The 16,511-nt window shown below is 45.3% G+C and carries 18 protein-coding genes, 1 tRNA gene and 1 pseudogene; 9 read left to right on the top strand and 11 right to left on the bottom strand.

All coding sequences use genetic code 11. The features are described from left to right. Window positions 1-68: 68 nt before the first annotated feature. Entirely contained in the window at window positions 69-1,049 is a 981-nt protein-coding gene (locus HX773_RS12005) for a GlxA family transcriptional regulator (protein WP_176971670.1), read from the top strand. A 78-nt stretch (window positions 1,050-1,127) separates the two neighbouring features. Next, on the top strand, window positions 1,128-2,138 hold the full coding sequence (gene gap / locus HX773_RS12000) for a type I glyceraldehyde-3-phosphate dehydrogenase (protein WP_176971669.1): 1,011 nt from the start codon (window positions 1,128-1,130) through the stop codon (window positions 2,136-2,138). 43 nt (window positions 2,139-2,181) lie between these two features. Here the strand turns inward: gap and phoA are convergent, their stop codons facing one another. Then, entirely contained in the window at window positions 2,182-3,588 is a 1,407-nt protein-coding gene (phoA, locus tag HX773_RS11995; RefSeq protein WP_176971668.1) for an alkaline phosphatase, read from the bottom strand. Window positions 3,589-3,832: 244 nt separating this feature from the next. On the opposite strand from phoA, the gene HX773_RS11990 reads away from it, so the two are divergent. Further along, a tRNA-Ser gene (locus HX773_RS11990) sits at window positions 3,833-3,920 on the top strand. Window positions 3,921-4,247: 327 nt separating this feature from the next. Here HX773_RS11990 and HX773_RS11985 read toward each other — a convergent pair. The 8 genes from HX773_RS11985 to HX773_RS25925 form a co-directional block, all read right to left on the bottom strand. Then, a complete protein-coding gene (locus tag HX773_RS11985; protein ID WP_176971667.1) occupies window positions 4,248-5,084 on the bottom strand; it encodes a DUF4942 domain-containing protein in 837 nt (278 codons plus the stop codon). Window positions 5,085-5,195: 111 nt separating this feature from the next. Beyond that, entirely contained in the window at window positions 5,196-5,525 is a 330-nt protein-coding gene (locus tag HX773_RS11980; RefSeq protein WP_176971666.1) for a TA system toxin CbtA family protein, read from the bottom strand. A 23-nt stretch (window positions 5,526-5,548) separates the two neighbouring features. Beyond that, on the bottom strand, window positions 5,549-5,863 hold the full coding sequence (locus HX773_RS11975) for a type IV toxin-antitoxin system YeeU family antitoxin (RefSeq protein WP_176971665.1): 315 nt from the start codon (window positions 5,861-5,863) through the stop codon (window positions 5,549-5,551). Window positions 5,864-5,875: 12 nt separating this feature from the next. Further along, window positions 5,876-6,343, bottom strand: coding sequence for a DNA repair protein RadC (gene radC, locus HX773_RS11970; RefSeq protein ID WP_176971664.1), 468 nt, complete (start codon window positions 6,341-6,343; stop codon window positions 5,876-5,878). Between the two features lie 14 nt (window positions 6,344-6,357). Next, window positions 6,358-6,801, bottom strand: coding sequence for an antirestriction protein (locus HX773_RS11965; protein ID WP_370463600.1), 444 nt, complete (start codon window positions 6,799-6,801; stop codon window positions 6,358-6,360). A gap of 154 nt (window positions 6,802-6,955) precedes the next feature. Continuing rightward, a complete protein-coding gene (locus HX773_RS11960; RefSeq protein ID WP_176971663.1) occupies window positions 6,956-7,312 on the bottom strand; it encodes a hypothetical protein in 357 nt (118 codons plus the stop codon). Between the two features lie 189 nt (window positions 7,313-7,501). Next, entirely contained in the window at window positions 7,502-8,188 is a 687-nt protein-coding gene (locus HX773_RS11955) for a YafY family protein (RefSeq protein ID WP_176971662.1), read from the bottom strand. A 325-nt stretch (window positions 8,189-8,513) separates the two neighbouring features. Continuing rightward, window positions 8,514-8,942, bottom strand: coding sequence for a DUF3944 domain-containing protein (locus HX773_RS25925; protein ID WP_255433207.1), 429 nt, complete (start codon window positions 8,940-8,942; stop codon window positions 8,514-8,516). A 562-nt stretch (window positions 8,943-9,504) separates the two neighbouring features. On the opposite strand from HX773_RS25925, the gene HX773_RS11945 reads away from it, so the two are divergent. Then, on the top strand, window positions 9,505-10,113 hold the full coding sequence (locus HX773_RS11945; protein ID WP_176971661.1) for an inovirus Gp2 family protein: 609 nt from the start codon (window positions 9,505-9,507) through the stop codon (window positions 10,111-10,113). A gap of 551 nt (window positions 10,114-10,664) precedes the next feature. On the opposite strand, the gene HX773_RS11940 is transcribed toward HX773_RS11945, so the two are convergent. Beyond that, window positions 10,665-12,059 (bottom strand): YfjI family protein, encoded by a 1,395-nt coding sequence (locus HX773_RS11940; protein WP_176971660.1) that lies wholly within the window; start codon window positions 12,057-12,059, stop codon window positions 10,665-10,667. A gap of 79 nt (window positions 12,060-12,138) precedes the next feature. After that, window positions 12,139-12,351, bottom strand: coding sequence for an AlpA family transcriptional regulator (locus tag HX773_RS11935; protein ID WP_176971659.1), 213 nt, complete (start codon window positions 12,349-12,351; stop codon window positions 12,139-12,141). A 394-nt stretch (window positions 12,352-12,745) separates the two neighbouring features. Between HX773_RS11935 and HX773_RS11930 the strand changes: the two genes are divergently transcribed. From HX773_RS11930 to HX773_RS11910, 5 genes and pseudogenes are all read left to right on the top strand, one after another. Beyond that, window positions 12,746-13,780 carry a hypothetical protein gene (locus HX773_RS11930; RefSeq protein WP_176971658.1) on the top strand — a complete coding sequence of 345 codons (1,035 nt, stop codon included), beginning with the start codon at window positions 12,746-12,748 and terminating at the stop codon, window positions 13,778-13,780. 407 nt (window positions 13,781-14,187) lie between these two features. Continuing rightward, window positions 14,188-14,529, top strand: a complete 342-nt coding sequence (locus tag HX773_RS11925) for an Ig-like domain-containing protein (RefSeq protein WP_176971657.1) — start codon at window positions 14,188-14,190, stop codon at window positions 14,527-14,529. A gap of 8 nt (window positions 14,530-14,537) precedes the next feature. Continuing rightward, entirely contained in the window at window positions 14,538-15,218 is a 681-nt protein-coding gene (locus HX773_RS11920; protein WP_176971656.1) for an Ig-like domain-containing protein, read from the top strand. Continuing rightward, window positions 15,199-15,633 carry a response regulator transcription factor gene (locus HX773_RS11915; protein ID WP_176971655.1) on the top strand — a complete coding sequence of 145 codons (435 nt, stop codon included), beginning with the start codon at window positions 15,199-15,201 and terminating at the stop codon, window positions 15,631-15,633. Before HX773_RS11920 ends, HX773_RS11915 begins: the two co-directional genes overlap by 20 nt. A gap of 501 nt (window positions 15,634-16,134) precedes the next feature. Further along, window positions 16,135-16,491 (top strand): annotated as a pseudogene (locus HX773_RS11910) (restriction endonuclease); the annotation flags it as partial. Window positions 16,492-16,511: the final 20 nt, after the last annotated feature.

Here is a 16,511-nt window from a genome sequence, read left to right as displayed (position 1 = left end):
CGGATTGTGCATGCTATTGCCGCCATGAGACACTCTGGCCTATTCCGTCATAATGTCCATTTCACGCCATGAAAACCTTTCTGATTATTGTGCCCGACGGCGGCATGCTGTTTGAAGCGGCGGGTATCGCCGATATCCTGATGCGCGCCAATCAGCATCTGCCGGTTGGCGTCGATCAGCAACGCTATCGCGTCAGCCTCGCCACCACCCAATCGCATCAGGTGATCCACGGCCAATCTGGCCTCAATCTGTTAGCCGACCTCAAACTGGCCGATCTCGATCCGCGCAGCGCGTGGGACACCATCATGATCACCGGACGCGGCGACAGCGCGGAAGAAGGCAATATGGTGGTCGATTTCATCAAGCTGGCGGCTCCGCAGGCGCGCCGCGTGGTGTCGGTGTGTGGCGGCGCGATGCTGCTGGCGGAATCCGGTTTGCTGGCGGGCCGCCGCGCCACCACGCACTGGCGCTTGCTCGATACCTTGCAATCGCGCCATCCCGAGATTCAGGTGGAAGGCGGCCCGCTGTTTATTCAGGACGGACCGATCTGGACCTCCGGCGGCGTCAGCTCGGGCTTTGACCTGACACTGGCGCTGGTGGAAGAGGATTTCGGCTTTAGCGTGGCGCGTGATATCGCGCAGGATATGGTGATGTATCTGCGCCGTCCGGGCGGACAGATGCAGTTCAGCCGTTTTCATCTGCAAACGCCGAGCGGCATCGGCCCGATTGGTGAGCTGCAGCGCTGGATCCGCGCCAACCTCGCCGACGATCTGTCGGTGGAGAAACTGGCGGAGCGCGTCGCCATGAGCCCGCGCAACTTTACCCGCGTGTTCACCCGTGAAACCGGCGCACCGCCCGCGCGCTATGTGGCCGAAGCGCGCCTCGCCGCCGCGCGTGAACAGCTGGAACAAAGCAACGACACGCTGGAGCGCATCGCGCAACATACCGGCTTTGGCAGCAGCATCAATCTGCGCCGCAGCTTTGAGCGCCAGCTGCATCTCACGCCGGGCGAATATCGCCAGCGCTTCCACTGCCGGAAATTGGCGTAAAGTGATCCTTTTTTGGCGTTTACGCCATCACACCATCGGCTTAGAGTGACTCCAGCATCTTCGGAAAAGGAGTCAATCATGACTAAGATCGGCATTAACGGCTTTGGCCGTATCGGACGTAACGTTTTTCGTGCAGCGCTGGGCAGCGATGATATTGAAATCGTCGCCATCAACGACCTCACCGACAGTAAAACCCTCGCGCATCTGTTGAAACATGATTCCCTGCTCGGCAGGTTACCGGCGGAAGTGGAAGCCGGCGAAGGCAAATTACGCATTGATGGTAAAGCGGTGCGGGTGTTTAGCGAACGCGATCCGGCGAATATTCGCTGGCGCGACGTTGGTGTGGATATCGTGATTGAAGCCACCGGCTTCTTCACCGAACGCGACAAAGCCGCTGTGCACATCACCAGCGGCGGCGCTAAGCGCGTGATTATCTCCGCGCCGGGCAAGAACGATGACCTGACGATTGTGCTGGGCGTGAACGATCAACGTTACGATCCGCAGCAGCACTTTGTGGTGAGTAACGGCAGCTGCACCACCAACGGCTTAGCGCCAGCGGCGGCGGTGCTGCATCAGGCGTTTGGAATTGAGCACGGTTTAATGAACACCACGCATGCTTATACCAACAGCCAGGTGCTGCACGATCAGCCGGAGAAAGATCTGCGCGGTGCGCGGGCGGCGGCGCTGTCGATTGTGCCTTACTCAAGTGGTGCGGCGAAGGCGTTAGGTCGGGTGATTCCGGAGCTGGATGGTCGATTGACCGGCTATTCCCTGCGCGTGCCGGTGCCGGTGGTTTCGATTGTGGATTTGACCGTGACGCTGAAACGCGACGTGACCGCAGAAGAGGTGAATGACGCGTTTAAAGCCGCGGCGGCAGAAGGTCCGCTGAAGGGGATTCTCGGATACAGCGACGAGCCGCTGGTATCGAGCGATTATCAGGGCGATGCCCGTTCATCGATTATTGATGGGCTTTCGACGCTGGTGATTGGCGGCAATCTGGTGAAGATCCTTGCCTGGTACGATAACGAATGGGGCTTTTCCAACCGCCTGGTGGATTTAGCGCGGTTGATGGCAAAACGCGGATTGTAATGTAGGGTCGCCATTAATGGCGACCTTTTCACCCATCACTCCGTTAATTCAACCCCATCGCATCCTTCAGGGTAAAGAACAGATCGGTCTGATCGGTCAAGCCCACCACGTTGGCCGCATGCGGGCCGTACGCCGCAATACGCACCTGCGTGCCGGTGTGTTCCTGCGAATCCTCTTCTGAATTGCCGTAGCTGATGGTCATCACCGCGCCATCTTTGGTATTCACCGCCTGCGTCAGACCGGGCGCTTTGGTGCCATTTTCCACGATCTGGCTGCTGTGCGCGTGATCGGCGGTCACCACCACCAGCGTGTCGCCATGCTCGCGCGCAAAGGCCAGCGCCTGCTGCACCGCTTCATCCAGATCGACGGTTTCACCAATCTGACCGCATGGATTAGCCGCATGATCCTGCTTATCAATCGACGCGCCTTCCACCTGCAGGAAGAAGCCTTTCTCATTGGTGCTCAACAGATCGATGGCTTTTTTGGTCATCTGCGCCAGCGTCGGTACCGAAGCCGGACGCTCTTTATTCACTTCACAGGTCACCACCGGCTTATCAATATTGCCGTGATAGCTGGCTTTCGGTCCCTGCCAACGCACCGGCATATTGCCGTCGGCGAACAGACCGAGCACCGGCTTGCTCTGATCGGCCTGTTGAATCGCGTTCATGCCATCGAGATTATCAATCCACTGATAACCTAAAGCCTGTGCCTGTTCGCGCAGGGTTTTGCCCTGATACTCACCAGCTTTGGCGGTTTCGCCGAAGGATTTCGCGCCGCCGCCCAGCGTGACGTCCGCGCGGGTTTTCAGCATCTGCTCGGTAATCGATCCTTTACCGCCCTGCTCCAGCGCGTTAGCCGGACACAATTCGCTGGTTTTCTCCGGGCCGTAGCATTTGCGCGAAGTGACGTGGGCAATCAACGCTGCTGGCGTGGCATCCTGCAGCTCGGCAGTGGAGACGTTGCCGGTGGCTTTACCGGCGGCTTTCGCCAGCTCAAGAATCGTTACCTGATCTTTGCCGTTCACGTCGACGCCAATCGCGCCGTTATAGGATTTGGTGCCGGTGGCCCACGCAGTGGCCGACGCGGCGGAATCCGTCACGTAATTCGGCTTGTGAGTTTTCTTATCCAGGGAATAGTGCGTGTATTGACCGGTGAGCGGCAGCGCATCAAGGCCGGGGAAGAAACCGCCCGCACCCCGCGCCTGATTACGCGCGGCGGTGATTTCCGAATCTCCCATGCCATCACCAATCAGCAGAATCACGTTTTTCGCGGTGCTATTGCTTAATGACGCTTTCAGCGCTTCGGTCTGATCGCCGGTGAGACGACGCGCGCCGCCGTGCTCGGTGACATCGCCGGTGGCGGCGCGGGAATAGTGTGCATCGTCTGCCACTGCTGATGTCGCGATCAGAGAAGCCAGCAGCGTAACCGTAAAGAGAGGTATCTGTTTCATTTATAAGCATCCTTTTCCGTAGATATAACCAAATATTTCCGCGGACAAGTCTGCGACAGTGCGGTGACATTTTTGTGACAGATAGGGAATGATTTGATGACAGAATCGCCATGATGAGCAGGCTAACGGCAATACGCTCAGAGCTTAAGCGAATAGAACAAAAGGAGAAAATAGCACTTGACCCTTTTCAGCGATCTCCCTATAGTAGCGCCCCGTTGACCCAGCGCGGTTGACAAAAAAATGTGGTGAGGTGTCCGAGTGGCTGAAGGAGCACGCCTGGAAAGTGTGTATACGGCAACGTATCGGGGGTTCGAATCCCCCTCTCACCGCCAAATTTAGAGCCCAAGCTATTAATTAGCTTGGGCTTTTTCAATTTATAAGGTTTTCAGCATGCCATCTGGTATGCCATGGCACACTGGCTTGGATGCGATGAAATCGCGTTGCGTTAGACAAGTTCGGAATCGATACAGTGTATTGGCGGCATGACTTCCCATATCTTCTGATCAGGAGTTTGGTAGAGTTCACACCATGCTGCTATCTCTCTTGACTACTCTTCATCAACTGCACCCCTGTTATTTCCGCTACTGTAGCGAGAATAGCTACCTGATTTGGCATGTTCGCTAAAATTCTATTAGCCAAACTTATTCGCTTCGCTCCGTCTATGAGGATGAGGCGAGTGCTTCCGGATAGTGTCTGATCAAAACATCATTGAGCCTGTCGGTGATTGCCTCCTGTTTGAAAGTTATGTGTGCTGAACCTTTCTGAAAACATCGAATACTGAAGTAGTCATCTTCGTAGGTTGAGGATTCTCTCTGAGCATGAAGATGAGCATCTAGTCGCTGAGAAATATCGGCCCGATTGTCCGGCAACGGCTTTCCATCGAACAGAGTCACCATACGCTCGAGATCAACTAACTGATCACGTCTAATCCCCCAGTTAAGTCGAAATCCCCATTGCGAGTAACACACCAAATTGTTCATGATGATCTTACGACCAAACTTTATCGGACTATTAGTTTTGTAATTCCAGCTCAAACCTTTAAAAAGATTGATGACGCCTCTTTCAAAGACCTCTCCCTTATTTATATGCAGCTGCTCGAACGTTGAGATGATGTTGTTCTGATTAACCGCTGGGACATCGCCCTCTTCCAGACTCTTGTGCCACTGTTCACGCGCTTGGGCATCCATTAACGACAACATACCGGATTTAAGCATCAAATCGCGCCAAATGCTGCGGTCAATGTTATTAGTGATTTTAGGCAATGCATTCTCAGGTTTTTCCATCAACCAACAGCCATAGCGATGACCTGACTTCATTGCCCAATCAATTGCGTTACCGCCGCCGATTCCGGCAGTGAGTTGAGAGATGGAACTGAGTTCTTGAATTACTAACTCAATCTTACCCAATGCTGCATCACGTCCGGTAACAATGCGTTCAATGTTGGTCGAGTTGATCAACTCGGTATGTTCAGTAATGACTTCAGGTTCTATTTGCATTGAAAAATTCCATATATATTAATGCCCCTGCCGGTTATGGCAGAGGCGTTACGTGTTGTGTGATATTGAGAAGAACTGCAGAGGGTAAATCTTGAAAGCGGTATACAGGTTTCAACTGAGATTGCGCTGCGTTAATCCAGTAGCTCGACTTGCCTTCAAGATATCGGCGGCTGTAAGAAATATTTCTGACTCAGAATACGCTTTGCTGCTGATATCTACGCGCACCAATTCATATTTTTCAATATTGAAATTGATGGCATCGGCTAAGGTAATACCCGCTTCAATGTGCTGTAGGATGACTGACTCGCTGCAAAATGGCGTATCGTTTAACTCCAATCCGAAATGCTTTTCCAACAGATATACGAGAAGTATTCGCCAGTGTGATTCGGGCGGCAGACAGCGTAATACTTCCTGCCCCTGGCCTATTGCGGAGGTTGGCATAGTGATATTCCTTTGGTGTTCTACTATGGTGTTGGATAAATCGCGATATAAACGTAGCCATGTGAGCCGAGGGTATCGGCTTCACATGTCAGCCCATTGTGATATATCGTGACACAGTGCTGCTGGATAGGATTGAGTTCGCCAGTTGTCAGAAGATGTTCGAGCATCCCGACCATAAGTGGGAATGACTTATCAAGACGGTTAATTTGCTCTTCGCTGAGCATTCCTGTAATTCCTGCCCTGTCAGCCAGATAGTGCAGTCGGTTTTCATCTTGCACCAACCTGCATCCAAAGCGTGGAATGAAACTACGTTTGAGCCCCCATTCATTGTTGTTCATCTAATCCTCCCGTCAAAGCCAGCCGAGTTCAGTAAAAGACACGACTTCCTTACTACCCACCACTAAATGATCTAAAAGGCGAACATCAACCAACGTTAGCGCCTTCTTCATTCGTTCAGTGATATTCCTATCTGCATCACTGGGCTGAGCAAACCCGGATGGATGATTGTGGGCAAGAATCACTGCTGCAGCGTTATGCCGCAGTGCCGCTTTGACCACTTCGCGCGGGTAAATTGCTGTGCTATTTATCGTGCCGTGGAACAACGTTTCATGTGCCAGCAGCCGGTTCTGATTATCCAAAAACATCACCATAAACAGTTCCCTTTCATGATTGGCTAACTGAAGGCGAATCCAGTCACGTGAAAAAGGAGTCGAGGTGAAAGCTACGCCTGGTTCACGCAGATGATTTTCAAGCAAGGTTAGCGCGCGCTTAATGGTGCGCTGTGATGCTAGTGGGAAAACCAATGCAATATTTTCCATAATTTTCTCCGGCTTTAATCGATGATGCGCATGATGGCGATACTTTCAGGATGGCTCAGTGCAAACTCACGCAGGCGATAAAAATGTTCGCTCATGGCTGAGCTACCTGTTCTGCAGGCATGATGGCTCCAGTTCATCAAGCAAACAGCTATACCTACGGCCTCGCTGCTCATCTCAGCGCTGTTACCATTTAGCTTGTTATATACTGACCAGCTCTGCTCGCTGTCAGGTGCGATGTAGGCACCGCCATTGCTGAGGATACAAAAACACCAAATACCGCCGTTATATTGTTTGCACAATCGACTCATCCAGCTAAATGCTAATGTTTCAAGCGTCATCCATTGCGGAATCTGACCGAATTGCTGCTGCCAAAAATGGGGGCGAAACTTATCTGGTACTAAACTGGACTGAATAAAACGGTATGAAGAACAATTCATAGCTTTATTATTAAATGTCATGTTGATTCCTTATTGACGAAAAAAAGCAGGCTATAAGCAGCCTGCTTCATGATTGTTTATATTGAAGATCTAAATTAGAAATTATAAAGCATCACAATTAATTAAAGCTGATTTAACTCAACCAAGTTATATCAGCCTAAGCTCGCATGAAAAATCATTCATATTTCCATGACCATGATCCCTTGTTTGTCACAACATCAACCTGTGAGGCGTTGCATGGTCCTGAAAAATCAACCGTCACAACCTCACCATAGTGAATATGTTTTGGTATCTTTTTCATTCCATTATTCAAACCTTTGAAACGTTGATTTTCTATTTTGCAACTATCCCTATTTACAATGATATCCTGGATCTCAATATCATCCACCAGTGAGCTAACACTAACACTCACATAGGGCAGATTAATGTACTGATTCACTTTATTGAATGTTTCTACTTTTATGTCTGGTTCCTCATCATCACATGCGCAAAGTAATAGAATGGCCAGAACGAGCAAAACTTTATATTTCACAATATTCATCCTTAAATTAACATTTAGTAAAATAGAATGCGTATTCAGCTCTTACATAGTAAGCACTGATAATCATCTGATTTTATAAATTGCTTTCTATAATTACGGGTACAAATTCATGTCAAACTTCCGATACAGCTAAAACCAGCGCTAAACTCATTAACATGGCGATCGCTATTAATGAGTCGCTTACTTTCCTATAACTTCGATAACTCTTCGAACATACTGAAAATGTGGCAGGGATTGGATGAAATGCTGCTCTCCTGTAAGTTCATTTATCTGTCGTCGGCGAAGGAATGGCTGTCTTGTCATCAGAACATCGGTGATACTGCCAAGTATGAATACCTGTAATTGCTGGCGATTCTCGCCGACTAAATACCAGCTATGTTCGAAATAAATTAATCGGTAAGGCGCAAACCAGCGATGCTGCTGACCATCAACCGTCAGATCAAGCAAGGTCCGATCAAGAATGGCTTGAGTAATACGCCAGAAGCCACCAAAAAGTGATGGTTTACGATCCGGTGGAGCCAAGCTAACAATAAAGGGCGACTCTTCAACGCTATCAATAAGGATAGAAATGAGTTTGGTGTCCATCGCCGGGAATAACTGATCAGTACAGGTAACACGCGCAAAATGCAGAATATCCCTGTTTGTTCGGATACCTTCTTGTAATCTCGCGAGAGAATAGCCGCCTTCAGCATATTGAAGTTCCAAACAGCTCAGTCGCTCACGGAAATCTCGTCTAAGTGTTCTTTCTGAGATCATAAACTCCTGAGCCAGTTTCTTAACTTCCAACCGCTCTCCTGTAAGTAAACGACTAATAATGACTGCAAGCCTTGATGCCATGCGGTCATGTTGTTTCTTTTGCGCAGACATAGCTTTTACTTCCAAAATTATTGTGTTCTATGCAAGTACTGCTGTCTCAAACAGGCAATGAGCAGACATGCCGGAACGGTGACACGCCAAGCTGGACCGCTGATTCCTGCAATGAGCCAGCCAGTACTTAAAGTCCATCCGACCGGCCCAGCCAAAATGCCAATCGATCTTGTGAGAGTCAGATATGCCACCATAGGTAAGCTTCGTCCCAGAACGACTTTTGCAAGGGTACTCAACATCATTACCGAAAGGCGATATGCAGCAAAGCCCGACGCTTTTACTGCCGTCTGTATCGCCATGAGGATCAAAGGCGCTGTAGGCCTTGTCAATTCAGCCCCATGCTGTCTGCAAACGCCTGAAGTTCTTCCTGGGACATACCGTCCAGACTTTTAGCTAATAGTCCCATCAAAAGCGCAAGTTCAATGGTTTCAGTTGTTTCGTCTTTGTGATGTTTTACATCTACGTGGTCGCACACATCGCACAAAACTTCGCGATACATCACACCTTTTCCTCCTCTAAATACACTCACTATACTGCTAGCTCCGAAGGTCTGGATTTCAGCGGCTATTTCACGCCAATAATTTCGGTGAGCAGGAAAGTAGCTTTTATATTTTTCATTTCCCGACAGGTTTTCTGTCCAACGGAGCGCGCCGTCACGAGGATCATGAGTAATCAAGCTGACAAGCAAATCTAGCTCCTCATTTTCACATCGACTTAAAAAATGCAGGTCAGGATCATCCCGATAAACAGCCATTTTTTTCTCCAGGTATGAATCGTTGATGCAAAAACGATAACAAACCCGTCTGCATGGTGATGTCCTTGCAGTTAGAAAAATATTGTTGTTAGCCAGATAAAAACGGACAGGTTGTGTCCGCAGTGAATGAATGAAATTAATGATGCCAAAAGTGTTGGATGCAGTAGTAATGAGTTATGAATTCAGATAGCAATGAAATTAAATCACCCACTGTTAGCATCCCCCATACCACTGAAGTAATATAGATTTATAAAACTTTTATTTGATGTGATATGAAAAAAACATCATCTGTTTTTTATTACATCATAAGCATATTAGATGAAATAAGTTCCCCTCATAATTTTTACTAAAAAAATAACTCCAGAATTTAATTCGCCCTCAGACGAAGAAGATTTACAAAGAACCTATCAGCGCAACGCATCCTTTATTGATAATCGAAACCCGGATAAAGTAATATATATAAAAGTATTAATTAAAGTTATGCGATGTGTTTTCTGAATGTTGAGTTGCCGAATTTCAATCAGCTATCACCTTTCACTAAATATAAAGAGTGTTATACATTATGTTTACTTACAATCCTCGCTATACAAATGGTGTAGAACGCACATTGAATGCGGCAGTATCGCAACACGCAAGGTTGTCTACCTTTAGAGTGGATCTTCATTTCCCTATTGATGGAGAAGGACGGCGAGATGAATTAGTGATTTCACGTTTCTTTGACTCTTTGAAATATCACCTCTCTGCATTAATTGAAAGAAAAAGAAATGACGGACTCACCTGCCACAACATAACAGCATTGCACTATGTATGGTGTCGTGAATTCGGACCAGTGAATGGTAATCGTCATTACCACGTGATGCTGATGCTAAATAAGGATGTATTCGGCTTTCTGGGAAACCTCCAGCATCTACCAGGTCAAAATCCATCGCTGGCAAATCTGATACAACGTGCTTGGTGTAGCGCACTAAAACTCAGCGTAGAACATTACGCACACCTTGCTCATTTTCCTGATTGCCCCGTGACCTGGATTGAGCGTAATAGCCTTCAATTTACTGAACAGATGAAAACTGCTTGTAATCGTGCGATGTATTTAGCTAAGACTGCAAGCAAACAAATTGGTAATGGTCGGTCATTTGGTTGCAGCCAGCATAATCCGAGCTTGATTAGATAACACTTATAGCTATCTGCTACCAACAAAAAGGCCGCAATCGCGGCCTTTTGATCAAAATCTAATTAGAAATCTAAAAGCAATGCAAGTCATAATGTGAATTGCGGGCACAGCGTATGAATGCTTCACAGTACATGATGATACTATCCGATTTTAAACTCAACATAGATGCAAAGTCTTCGGGGCGAATACGCCAGCTTGGTCCATGTCCTGTAAACAGATAACGGCTGAATGGACGGCTGGGACCAAAGTAACCAATAGTTTCTTCGTCACTCACTATGAAGCGTGAGTGGTTAATGTGATCACGTCCAATACATATGACTGAAATCATCGCACATTGATCATCAATCGAGTATTTAGATAAAAATTGATTTGCTGAATATTGGCATGACTGAATATTACTCTTCAAATCACTGATCAAAGCTACTACACAAGTCATTTTAAGTAACCTTTAATAATTTCATCTCTTAGTGGTGCAACATCTACAAGTAGATATTAAAAAATTAAACATTCAAACAGGGTTGATTATCAAATAAGAGGCATTAGCCAATACTCTAATCCATCCAATAATTAACTGTTATCACCTTTGCCTTACCATTATGATTTATATAAATCAAATTTCTTCCTTGAAGAATTTCAAGTAAAGCATTAAGTTTACCCAGATTGCGAAATCGGTTTGGGCCATATTGCAAGACAGTGTTCTTAGAAAGATTACGAGCATTATTCTTAGAGCAATATTCTTTGAGCCAATTAAAAAGAATATTGGAGTCATCAAGCGCATTCTCTTTTTTACCAACGAGCTCAATAAAATGGTGCCCATACCACTCAATGATTTCTATGGCTATGTTTACTGCTCTTAGACAAATCGTATTTTTCCCGGTGTAAAAATATTCTATCAACGCAGACAGTCGTGCAACGTTCTCTGGCATTTTAGAGGCGTAATCTTTGAATTCATTTAAGGAGTAATATCCTGGTTCGCCAATCAGCCTTTCAATCTTGTTATAAAAATCAAGCCAAGATTGCTCTGCGTCATTATTAAAACGCATAATAATTCGGGAACCATCCGTAGGCATTGTGGCTATAGCAACTAATCTCTTGTGAAACAGATTCAGATACTCAGCTGAAGTATCTCCTTGCTCAATTTGCCGAGTCCCCTGAGTTGACTGTGGATAACACATTAAGCATCGTGCCAAAAAACCTGTATCCCGAGCTTCACCTTTACCACGGTGTAAAAAACTCTCAACAACACTAGGCTGTGCCATAAGTAACATCGTCATTCTGACGTCTTTAACAGTAATTTGAGTTGCGTTTGCACGGTCAACGATGAAAGGGCCACCATCCCAAACCTTATTAAGCATAGGCAGCTGTTCAAGAGCCTTACCGCCAAATAACATCCCCGCTTCATCTGACATAAGCCCGGTTGAAGCACCCTCTTCTGCCAGAATATGCTTCAGTGCAGCAGGTGTTACGTCATTAATCAGCCACCTTTGACGTATAGGCATAACCGGTTTTTTTATCTCCAGTGCTTTCAACCTTTCCTTGGTATTATCAGTATCTAAATCTAATTTAGTTTCGCTTTTGAGCCTGGACATCAACGCTTGCTTTTGAGCTAAAAAAAGTTCCATTTCTTCGTCGAAAATGGCACGAGCCAAACGGTATGACTCTGCATTCTCTTCATCAATTTGCAGTATTGGACGCATAATCATGCTATCCACGGTGCTTTTACGCTCTCCAGACTCCGCAATGGTGATCATGAACAGTGAAACCGGTCCCTCCAATTGACCAGGTCTTTCAACATTGATTCTACGCTGGCAAACCAGCGATATTGCGCCGAGCATGGAGGCAATGATCAACGCCAGCGGCGCCTTAGTTCTCCGTTGTATTTCAAAAATCATCGCGTTAAGTTGCTTTGGTAAATTGCGGTAGGGGAATTCATCGTTCATTGACATTGTTGGTTCCATAAATTGCGTTGATAAACCTCAGTAGCAGGCTGACGAAAGTCAGCCTGCTACTGCTTTGGTTTAATGATTATTTTTTTACAGGACCCAGCTTTAACAGCCAGTCGTCGATTTCGGATTCCATCCAGCCAACGGCCTGAAGCCCAAGTCGGCGCTGCTTTGGGAACGTTGAGTCATAGCGCGCAGACTTAGGGTTGAGCCAGTCGTAGATGGTAGAGCGGCTTACGCCAATTTTACGAATGACCTGAGCGATGCGCAGGATTTTGATTACTGATGTTTCCATGAAGATTTATCCTATCTGGTCTGAAGTGACGCTACAGATAGTAAGTAAGACCGATCATGGAAGTGATACACCTGCATCTGTAATTAAACATACAGAATAAAATTTTAAAAAAACACCATGAAACCACTTAAAACACCACAATTAAAAAACAACCAAAGATAGATCATCCAAGTTAAATTGCCGTTGTGATATATATGAAATCTCCATCTGTTCTTCAATAATCAGGACTGATTTGATGTATGCCAAAAAAAGTTTCTAAAGAGGAAGAACTCGGTTTATCTTTCTTTAATTTTTTATTAGCTTGTAATGTGCTGACTAGCAATTCGAATTGAGTTTACCATTAACCACTATTAACTTTTAAAAGCATGAACGGCACTAATTGAAGAGAGGGACTATGTCTACTGCAGACTCACATTTTTCTTATAACTATATTAAAAGTAAATTTGAACTTACTTTGAAGGTTTACCATGAGATGCCAATTAGCAGTGATGCTCATCACGAAAAGAATTTAGAAAAAAATGAAATATTAAAAGCTTTAAATAGAGAGGAATTTAAATTATTGCAATCCATGATGGCTAAGCAAAGTTATGCTCGTAATACCAGCTGGATACTAAAATATTTACAAATTTTGATGAGCAAAAAATTGAAGGGGTTTATTAAGGAAAGCGGTAGTGAAAACAATGCTATTCAAGAAATCATATTGCAAACTCAAAATTTTGACAAACTCAAGGGAGAGATTGATTTTAATAATATCAGATTGCCATGCCCATCTAATATTGAAGAGATACAAATATTCGAGTCTGAACTTCAGCAAAAAGTATCATCCGATGGCTACACAAACTCGCCTTTATCTGAATACATTGCTGACTTTCATTTTAAGGCCAGTATCGGTGGTGAATATTATCGATACTTATACCTTGCATTCATTCATTTTAATTGGAGTGACGTTCTTAAGAAAAATAATTATTTAGAAGAAGCATTTATTTCAATGCATAAAGCCTATAACTATTTATCTCAATGGCAGGCAGTATTTGAGCAACTTTATAAAGACAACCAACAATCTGACAAAAACAGAGCTGGAGGGATCGTTAAAGGAAAAAAATTAAAACAGAAAGGAGAGTTATTAAATAGCTTAAAAGATGAACTCTACAGTAATGCGGAATCTCTTTTGATTGAAAGAATTAAAGAGCGAAAGAATATTCAATTTAAAAACAAAATGTCTGCTATAGAATCAATACAATCAGAGCTTGAAAAACATTTTACCAATGACTGTGTTACTAAAAGATTGAGTCTCGAAAACACTGATGAAATTGAATATCAAATAAAAGAATTTAATGAAAGCATAGTCTCCATGTTGTTCGATGCATCATTAGATAGGACTAATGTTTTACATGATGCTTTTAAAAAAGCAGTTAAAGGCCTAAAATAACTTACAAGACTCAAGTTGATAAATAACATTCCAGCAAACTTGCCCTCGTTGAAAAATCAATCACGGGGCAAGAATAAGTTATTTTTTGTTAACCAAAATATTCTTTAGAGTCTTGCCGGGATTTTTCAAGATCAAACCCGAGTTAATTTAATCAAACCCTGTAAATTATAAACATTTCGTTATTTATTGAAGGTAATTAGTATGAGGCAATTCAGAACGACTCCACACACCATAGGTTAAAACAATTAATATCAAATAGTTACGCAAGAATCACCCCATTTCAATCCAGCTAATAAATTAACTTCCTCCACTCTGTTTAATGCATTTTTTAAATATAAGCCACGTCTTACGAATGTTTTGAGACAATTCGTTATTTAATTACTTTGACTTTTAACGAGGGAAAGAAAATGTCAAAACAACACCATCAAACTCAAACATCTCTGACTATCACACGTGCATTGGACGATGTGGGTCAGCATCAAGTGCTATCAGGCAATCTCGGTGGCCCAGCCACTGACGACGCACGCCCAGAATTTCAGGGGCAAGCCACGCCGGGTGAACCGGTGCAGCTCTACAATGATGACGAACTGGTTGGTAGCGCTATCGCCGACGCAAACGGTGCATGGTCAATCACACCGGAAAATGATTTGCCAAACGGCACCCAGACGCTGATGGCAAAAATGCTGAACAGCAAAGCGGAGCTTTCTTTGTCAATGTCCAAACCAATGTCCCGATCGTCACGCCTCTGAAAATCGACATGGCTTTCGATAACGTCGGTCAACAGCAATATTTGAACGGCGTAAAAGGCCATCAAGTCGCTGATGATACCCGCCCAGAATTACGCGGCCGTGCCACCGCTGGCGAAGTGGTTAAGTTATATGACGGTGAGGTTTTAATTGGCAGCACCGTGGCTAATCAGTATGGCAACTGGACGATTACCCCGGTTAGCGATCTGTCAGATGGCACGCATGCGCTGGTTGTCAAAACGGCTTCTCAGCAAAGCAGTGAGTTCTTCGTCAACGTAAAATCCGCCGCCAGCGAGCCGGTAGTGATTTATCAAGCTTATGACAATGTCGTTCAGCATCAGTATCTCGGCGGCGCCAAAGGTGAAGTCACGGATGATCCGCGTCCAGAATTTACCGGACGTGCCTGCGCCGGGGAATTGGTGAAACTGTACAGTGGCAACCAGTTGACCGGCAGCGCCATGGCAGATGCAGGCGGCATGTGGCGAATCACACCGTCAATCGATCTGACTGATGGCACGCATGCGCTGGTCGCCAGCACCGCCACTCAACTCAGTGAAGCATTCAACATCACCGTGCAAGGCCCAGCCAGCACGCCGGTATTAATTGATTACGGTTTTGATGATGTCGGCCAACAGCAGTATTTGTCCGGTATGAAAGGTCACCCTGCAACGGATGATGCACGCACGCAATGAAATCATGCCGCATCTGCAAGAAGATCACATTGACCTGCTCATTCTCGATTACTTATTGGGTGAAGGCGAATTTGATAGTTTGCAGTTGGTGAAACAGATCTATATTCGCTTCCCGTTCTTGCGCGTACTGATCTCTTCTTCGGTGGAAAGCCCGGCGGTAGTGCAGTTAATGAGTAAAGCCGGCGCACGCGGCTTTATTGGCAAAAGTAAAAGCCAGATTGAATTGATCAAAGTTATCCGTACCGTGGCACGTGGTGAACGTTATTTAAATGAAGATATGATCTTCCAGTTAGATCAAATCCACGAAAGCGACAAAGAATTGCATGAGTTTATGGAGCCACGCCAGGAGATCGGCGAAAACCCAATGACGCTCAAAGATCTCACGCAACGTGAGTTAGAGGTTATTCGCTGCTAACTCAGCGAGATGACGCTGCCATAGATTGCGGCGAAGTATTCGCGTAGCCGGAAGACGATTAGTGGGCAGAAGCAGTCGGCGTTAAGAAAGTTGGGGCTGAGATCGGATTTGGAGCTGTTTAAGTATAGCCATCATTTTTTTGAGGAAAAGTAGAGTTCTGTCAGTCATATAAGGGGCACTCTGCCCCTTCTGCTTTGCTAGATGGTGCAGCATGTTAATTTCTAGCCATGCTCCTTAAGATGTTGATGTGACAACATACGCCGTTTCATAAACGAGTGACGGTCAGTTATGAACTGTAAAAATAGCCCTTACAGTAAAACGGATAGATGAACTTGAATAATTTGCGTTAAATATGAGGATAGTGAGAAAAATGATTTTTGTTCAAAATTGCATTTAGGTCAATATCCACATCTTAGAAATTGAATCTTTCCCGATGTTGTGCTAGAAAATTAATTCGCATTTTTAAGAGTTCATTTTCACAGAGTAAACGGAGAGATTCTGATGATTTACCAATGTTACTCATGCAATAAAACATCTTTCGAAGTTAATTGCCCATGGTGCTCGGGTGGTGTTTCTGCAGCAACAAACGGCTGGGGTACTAAAAATCCCCTACCAGTCACTTCGGAGCAAATGATTCCACTGAATCCTTCCTTCTATCCAGAATTTCAATACCAATCAAAAGGTATTTTAAAGGACTTATTCGGAAAAAAGAAAGAGCAGTCTCAGCTCAACCAGTTGCTGCAGGATGTTCTAGATAACTATTCAAGTTTCAAAGATCCATATTTTACTAACTTCATATACACCGCCAAAATTTCACACGATAATAAATCTGACAGTAACTTCTCCACCGATAACAATGTAGTGGCATACTGAATTTG

This window comes from Pantoea sp. B9002, from assembly GCF_013385945.1.
GTDB lineage: Bacteria > Pseudomonadota > Gammaproteobacteria > Enterobacterales > Enterobacteriaceae > Pantoea.
Note: the sequence above shows the minus strand (reverse complement) of the source record. Positions and strands in the feature narration are given on the sequence as shown.

Bases quoted from the DNA above. Each gene is read 5' to 3' on its own strand.
- HX773_RS12005 (WP_176971670.1), top strand. From the start codon at position 69: ATGAAAACCTTTCTGATTATTGTGCCCGACGGCGGCATGCTGTTTGAA.
- gap (WP_176971669.1), top strand. From the start codon at position 1,128: ATGACTAAGATCGGCATTAACGGCTTTGGCCGTATCGGACGTAACGTT.
- phoA (WP_176971668.1), bottom strand. From the start codon at position 3,588: ATGAAACAGATACCTCTCTTTACGGTTACGCTGCTGGCTTCTCTGATC.
- HX773_RS11985 (WP_176971667.1), bottom strand. From the start codon at position 5,084: ATGCAAATAGAACCTGAAGTCATTACTGAACATACCGAGTTGATCAAC.
- HX773_RS11980 (WP_176971666.1), bottom strand. From the start codon at position 5,525: ATGCCAACCTCCGCAATAGGCCAGGGGCAGGAAGTATTACGCTGTCTG.
- HX773_RS11975 (WP_176971665.1), bottom strand. From the start codon at position 5,863: ATGAACAACAATGAATGGGGGCTCAAACGTAGTTTCATTCCACGCTTT.
- radC (WP_176971664.1), bottom strand. From the start codon at position 6,343: ATGGAAAATATTGCATTGGTTTTCCCACTAGCATCACAGCGCACCATT.
- HX773_RS11965 (WP_370463600.1), bottom strand. From the start codon at position 6,801: ATGACATTTAATAATAAAGCTATGAATTGTTCTTCATACCGTTTTATT.
- HX773_RS11955 (WP_176971662.1), bottom strand. From the start codon at position 8,188: ATGTCTGCGCAAAAGAAACAACATGACCGCATGGCATCAAGGCTTGCA.
- HX773_RS25925 (WP_255433207.1), bottom strand. From the start codon at position 8,942: ATGGCTGTTTATCGGGATGATCCTGACCTGCATTTTTTAAGTCGATGT.
- HX773_RS11945 (WP_176971661.1), top strand. From the start codon at position 9,505: ATGTTTACTTACAATCCTCGCTATACAAATGGTGTAGAACGCACATTG.
- HX773_RS11940 (WP_176971660.1), bottom strand. From the start codon at position 12,059: ATGTCAATGAACGATGAATTCCCCTACCGCAATTTACCAAAGCAACTT.
- HX773_RS11935 (WP_176971659.1), bottom strand. From the start codon at position 12,351: ATGGAAACATCAGTAATCAAAATCCTGCGCATCGCTCAGGTCATTCGT.
- HX773_RS11930 (WP_176971658.1), top strand. From the start codon at position 12,746: ATGTCTACTGCAGACTCACATTTTTCTTATAACTATATTAAAAGTAAA.
- HX773_RS11925 (WP_176971657.1), top strand. From the start codon at position 14,188: ATGTCAAAACAACACCATCAAACTCAAACATCTCTGACTATCACACGT.
- HX773_RS11920 (WP_176971656.1), top strand. From the start codon at position 14,538: ATGGCTTTCGATAACGTCGGTCAACAGCAATATTTGAACGGCGTAAAA.
- HX773_RS11915 (WP_176971655.1), top strand. From the start codon at position 15,199: ATGATGCACGCACGCAATGAAATCATGCCGCATCTGCAAGAAGATCAC.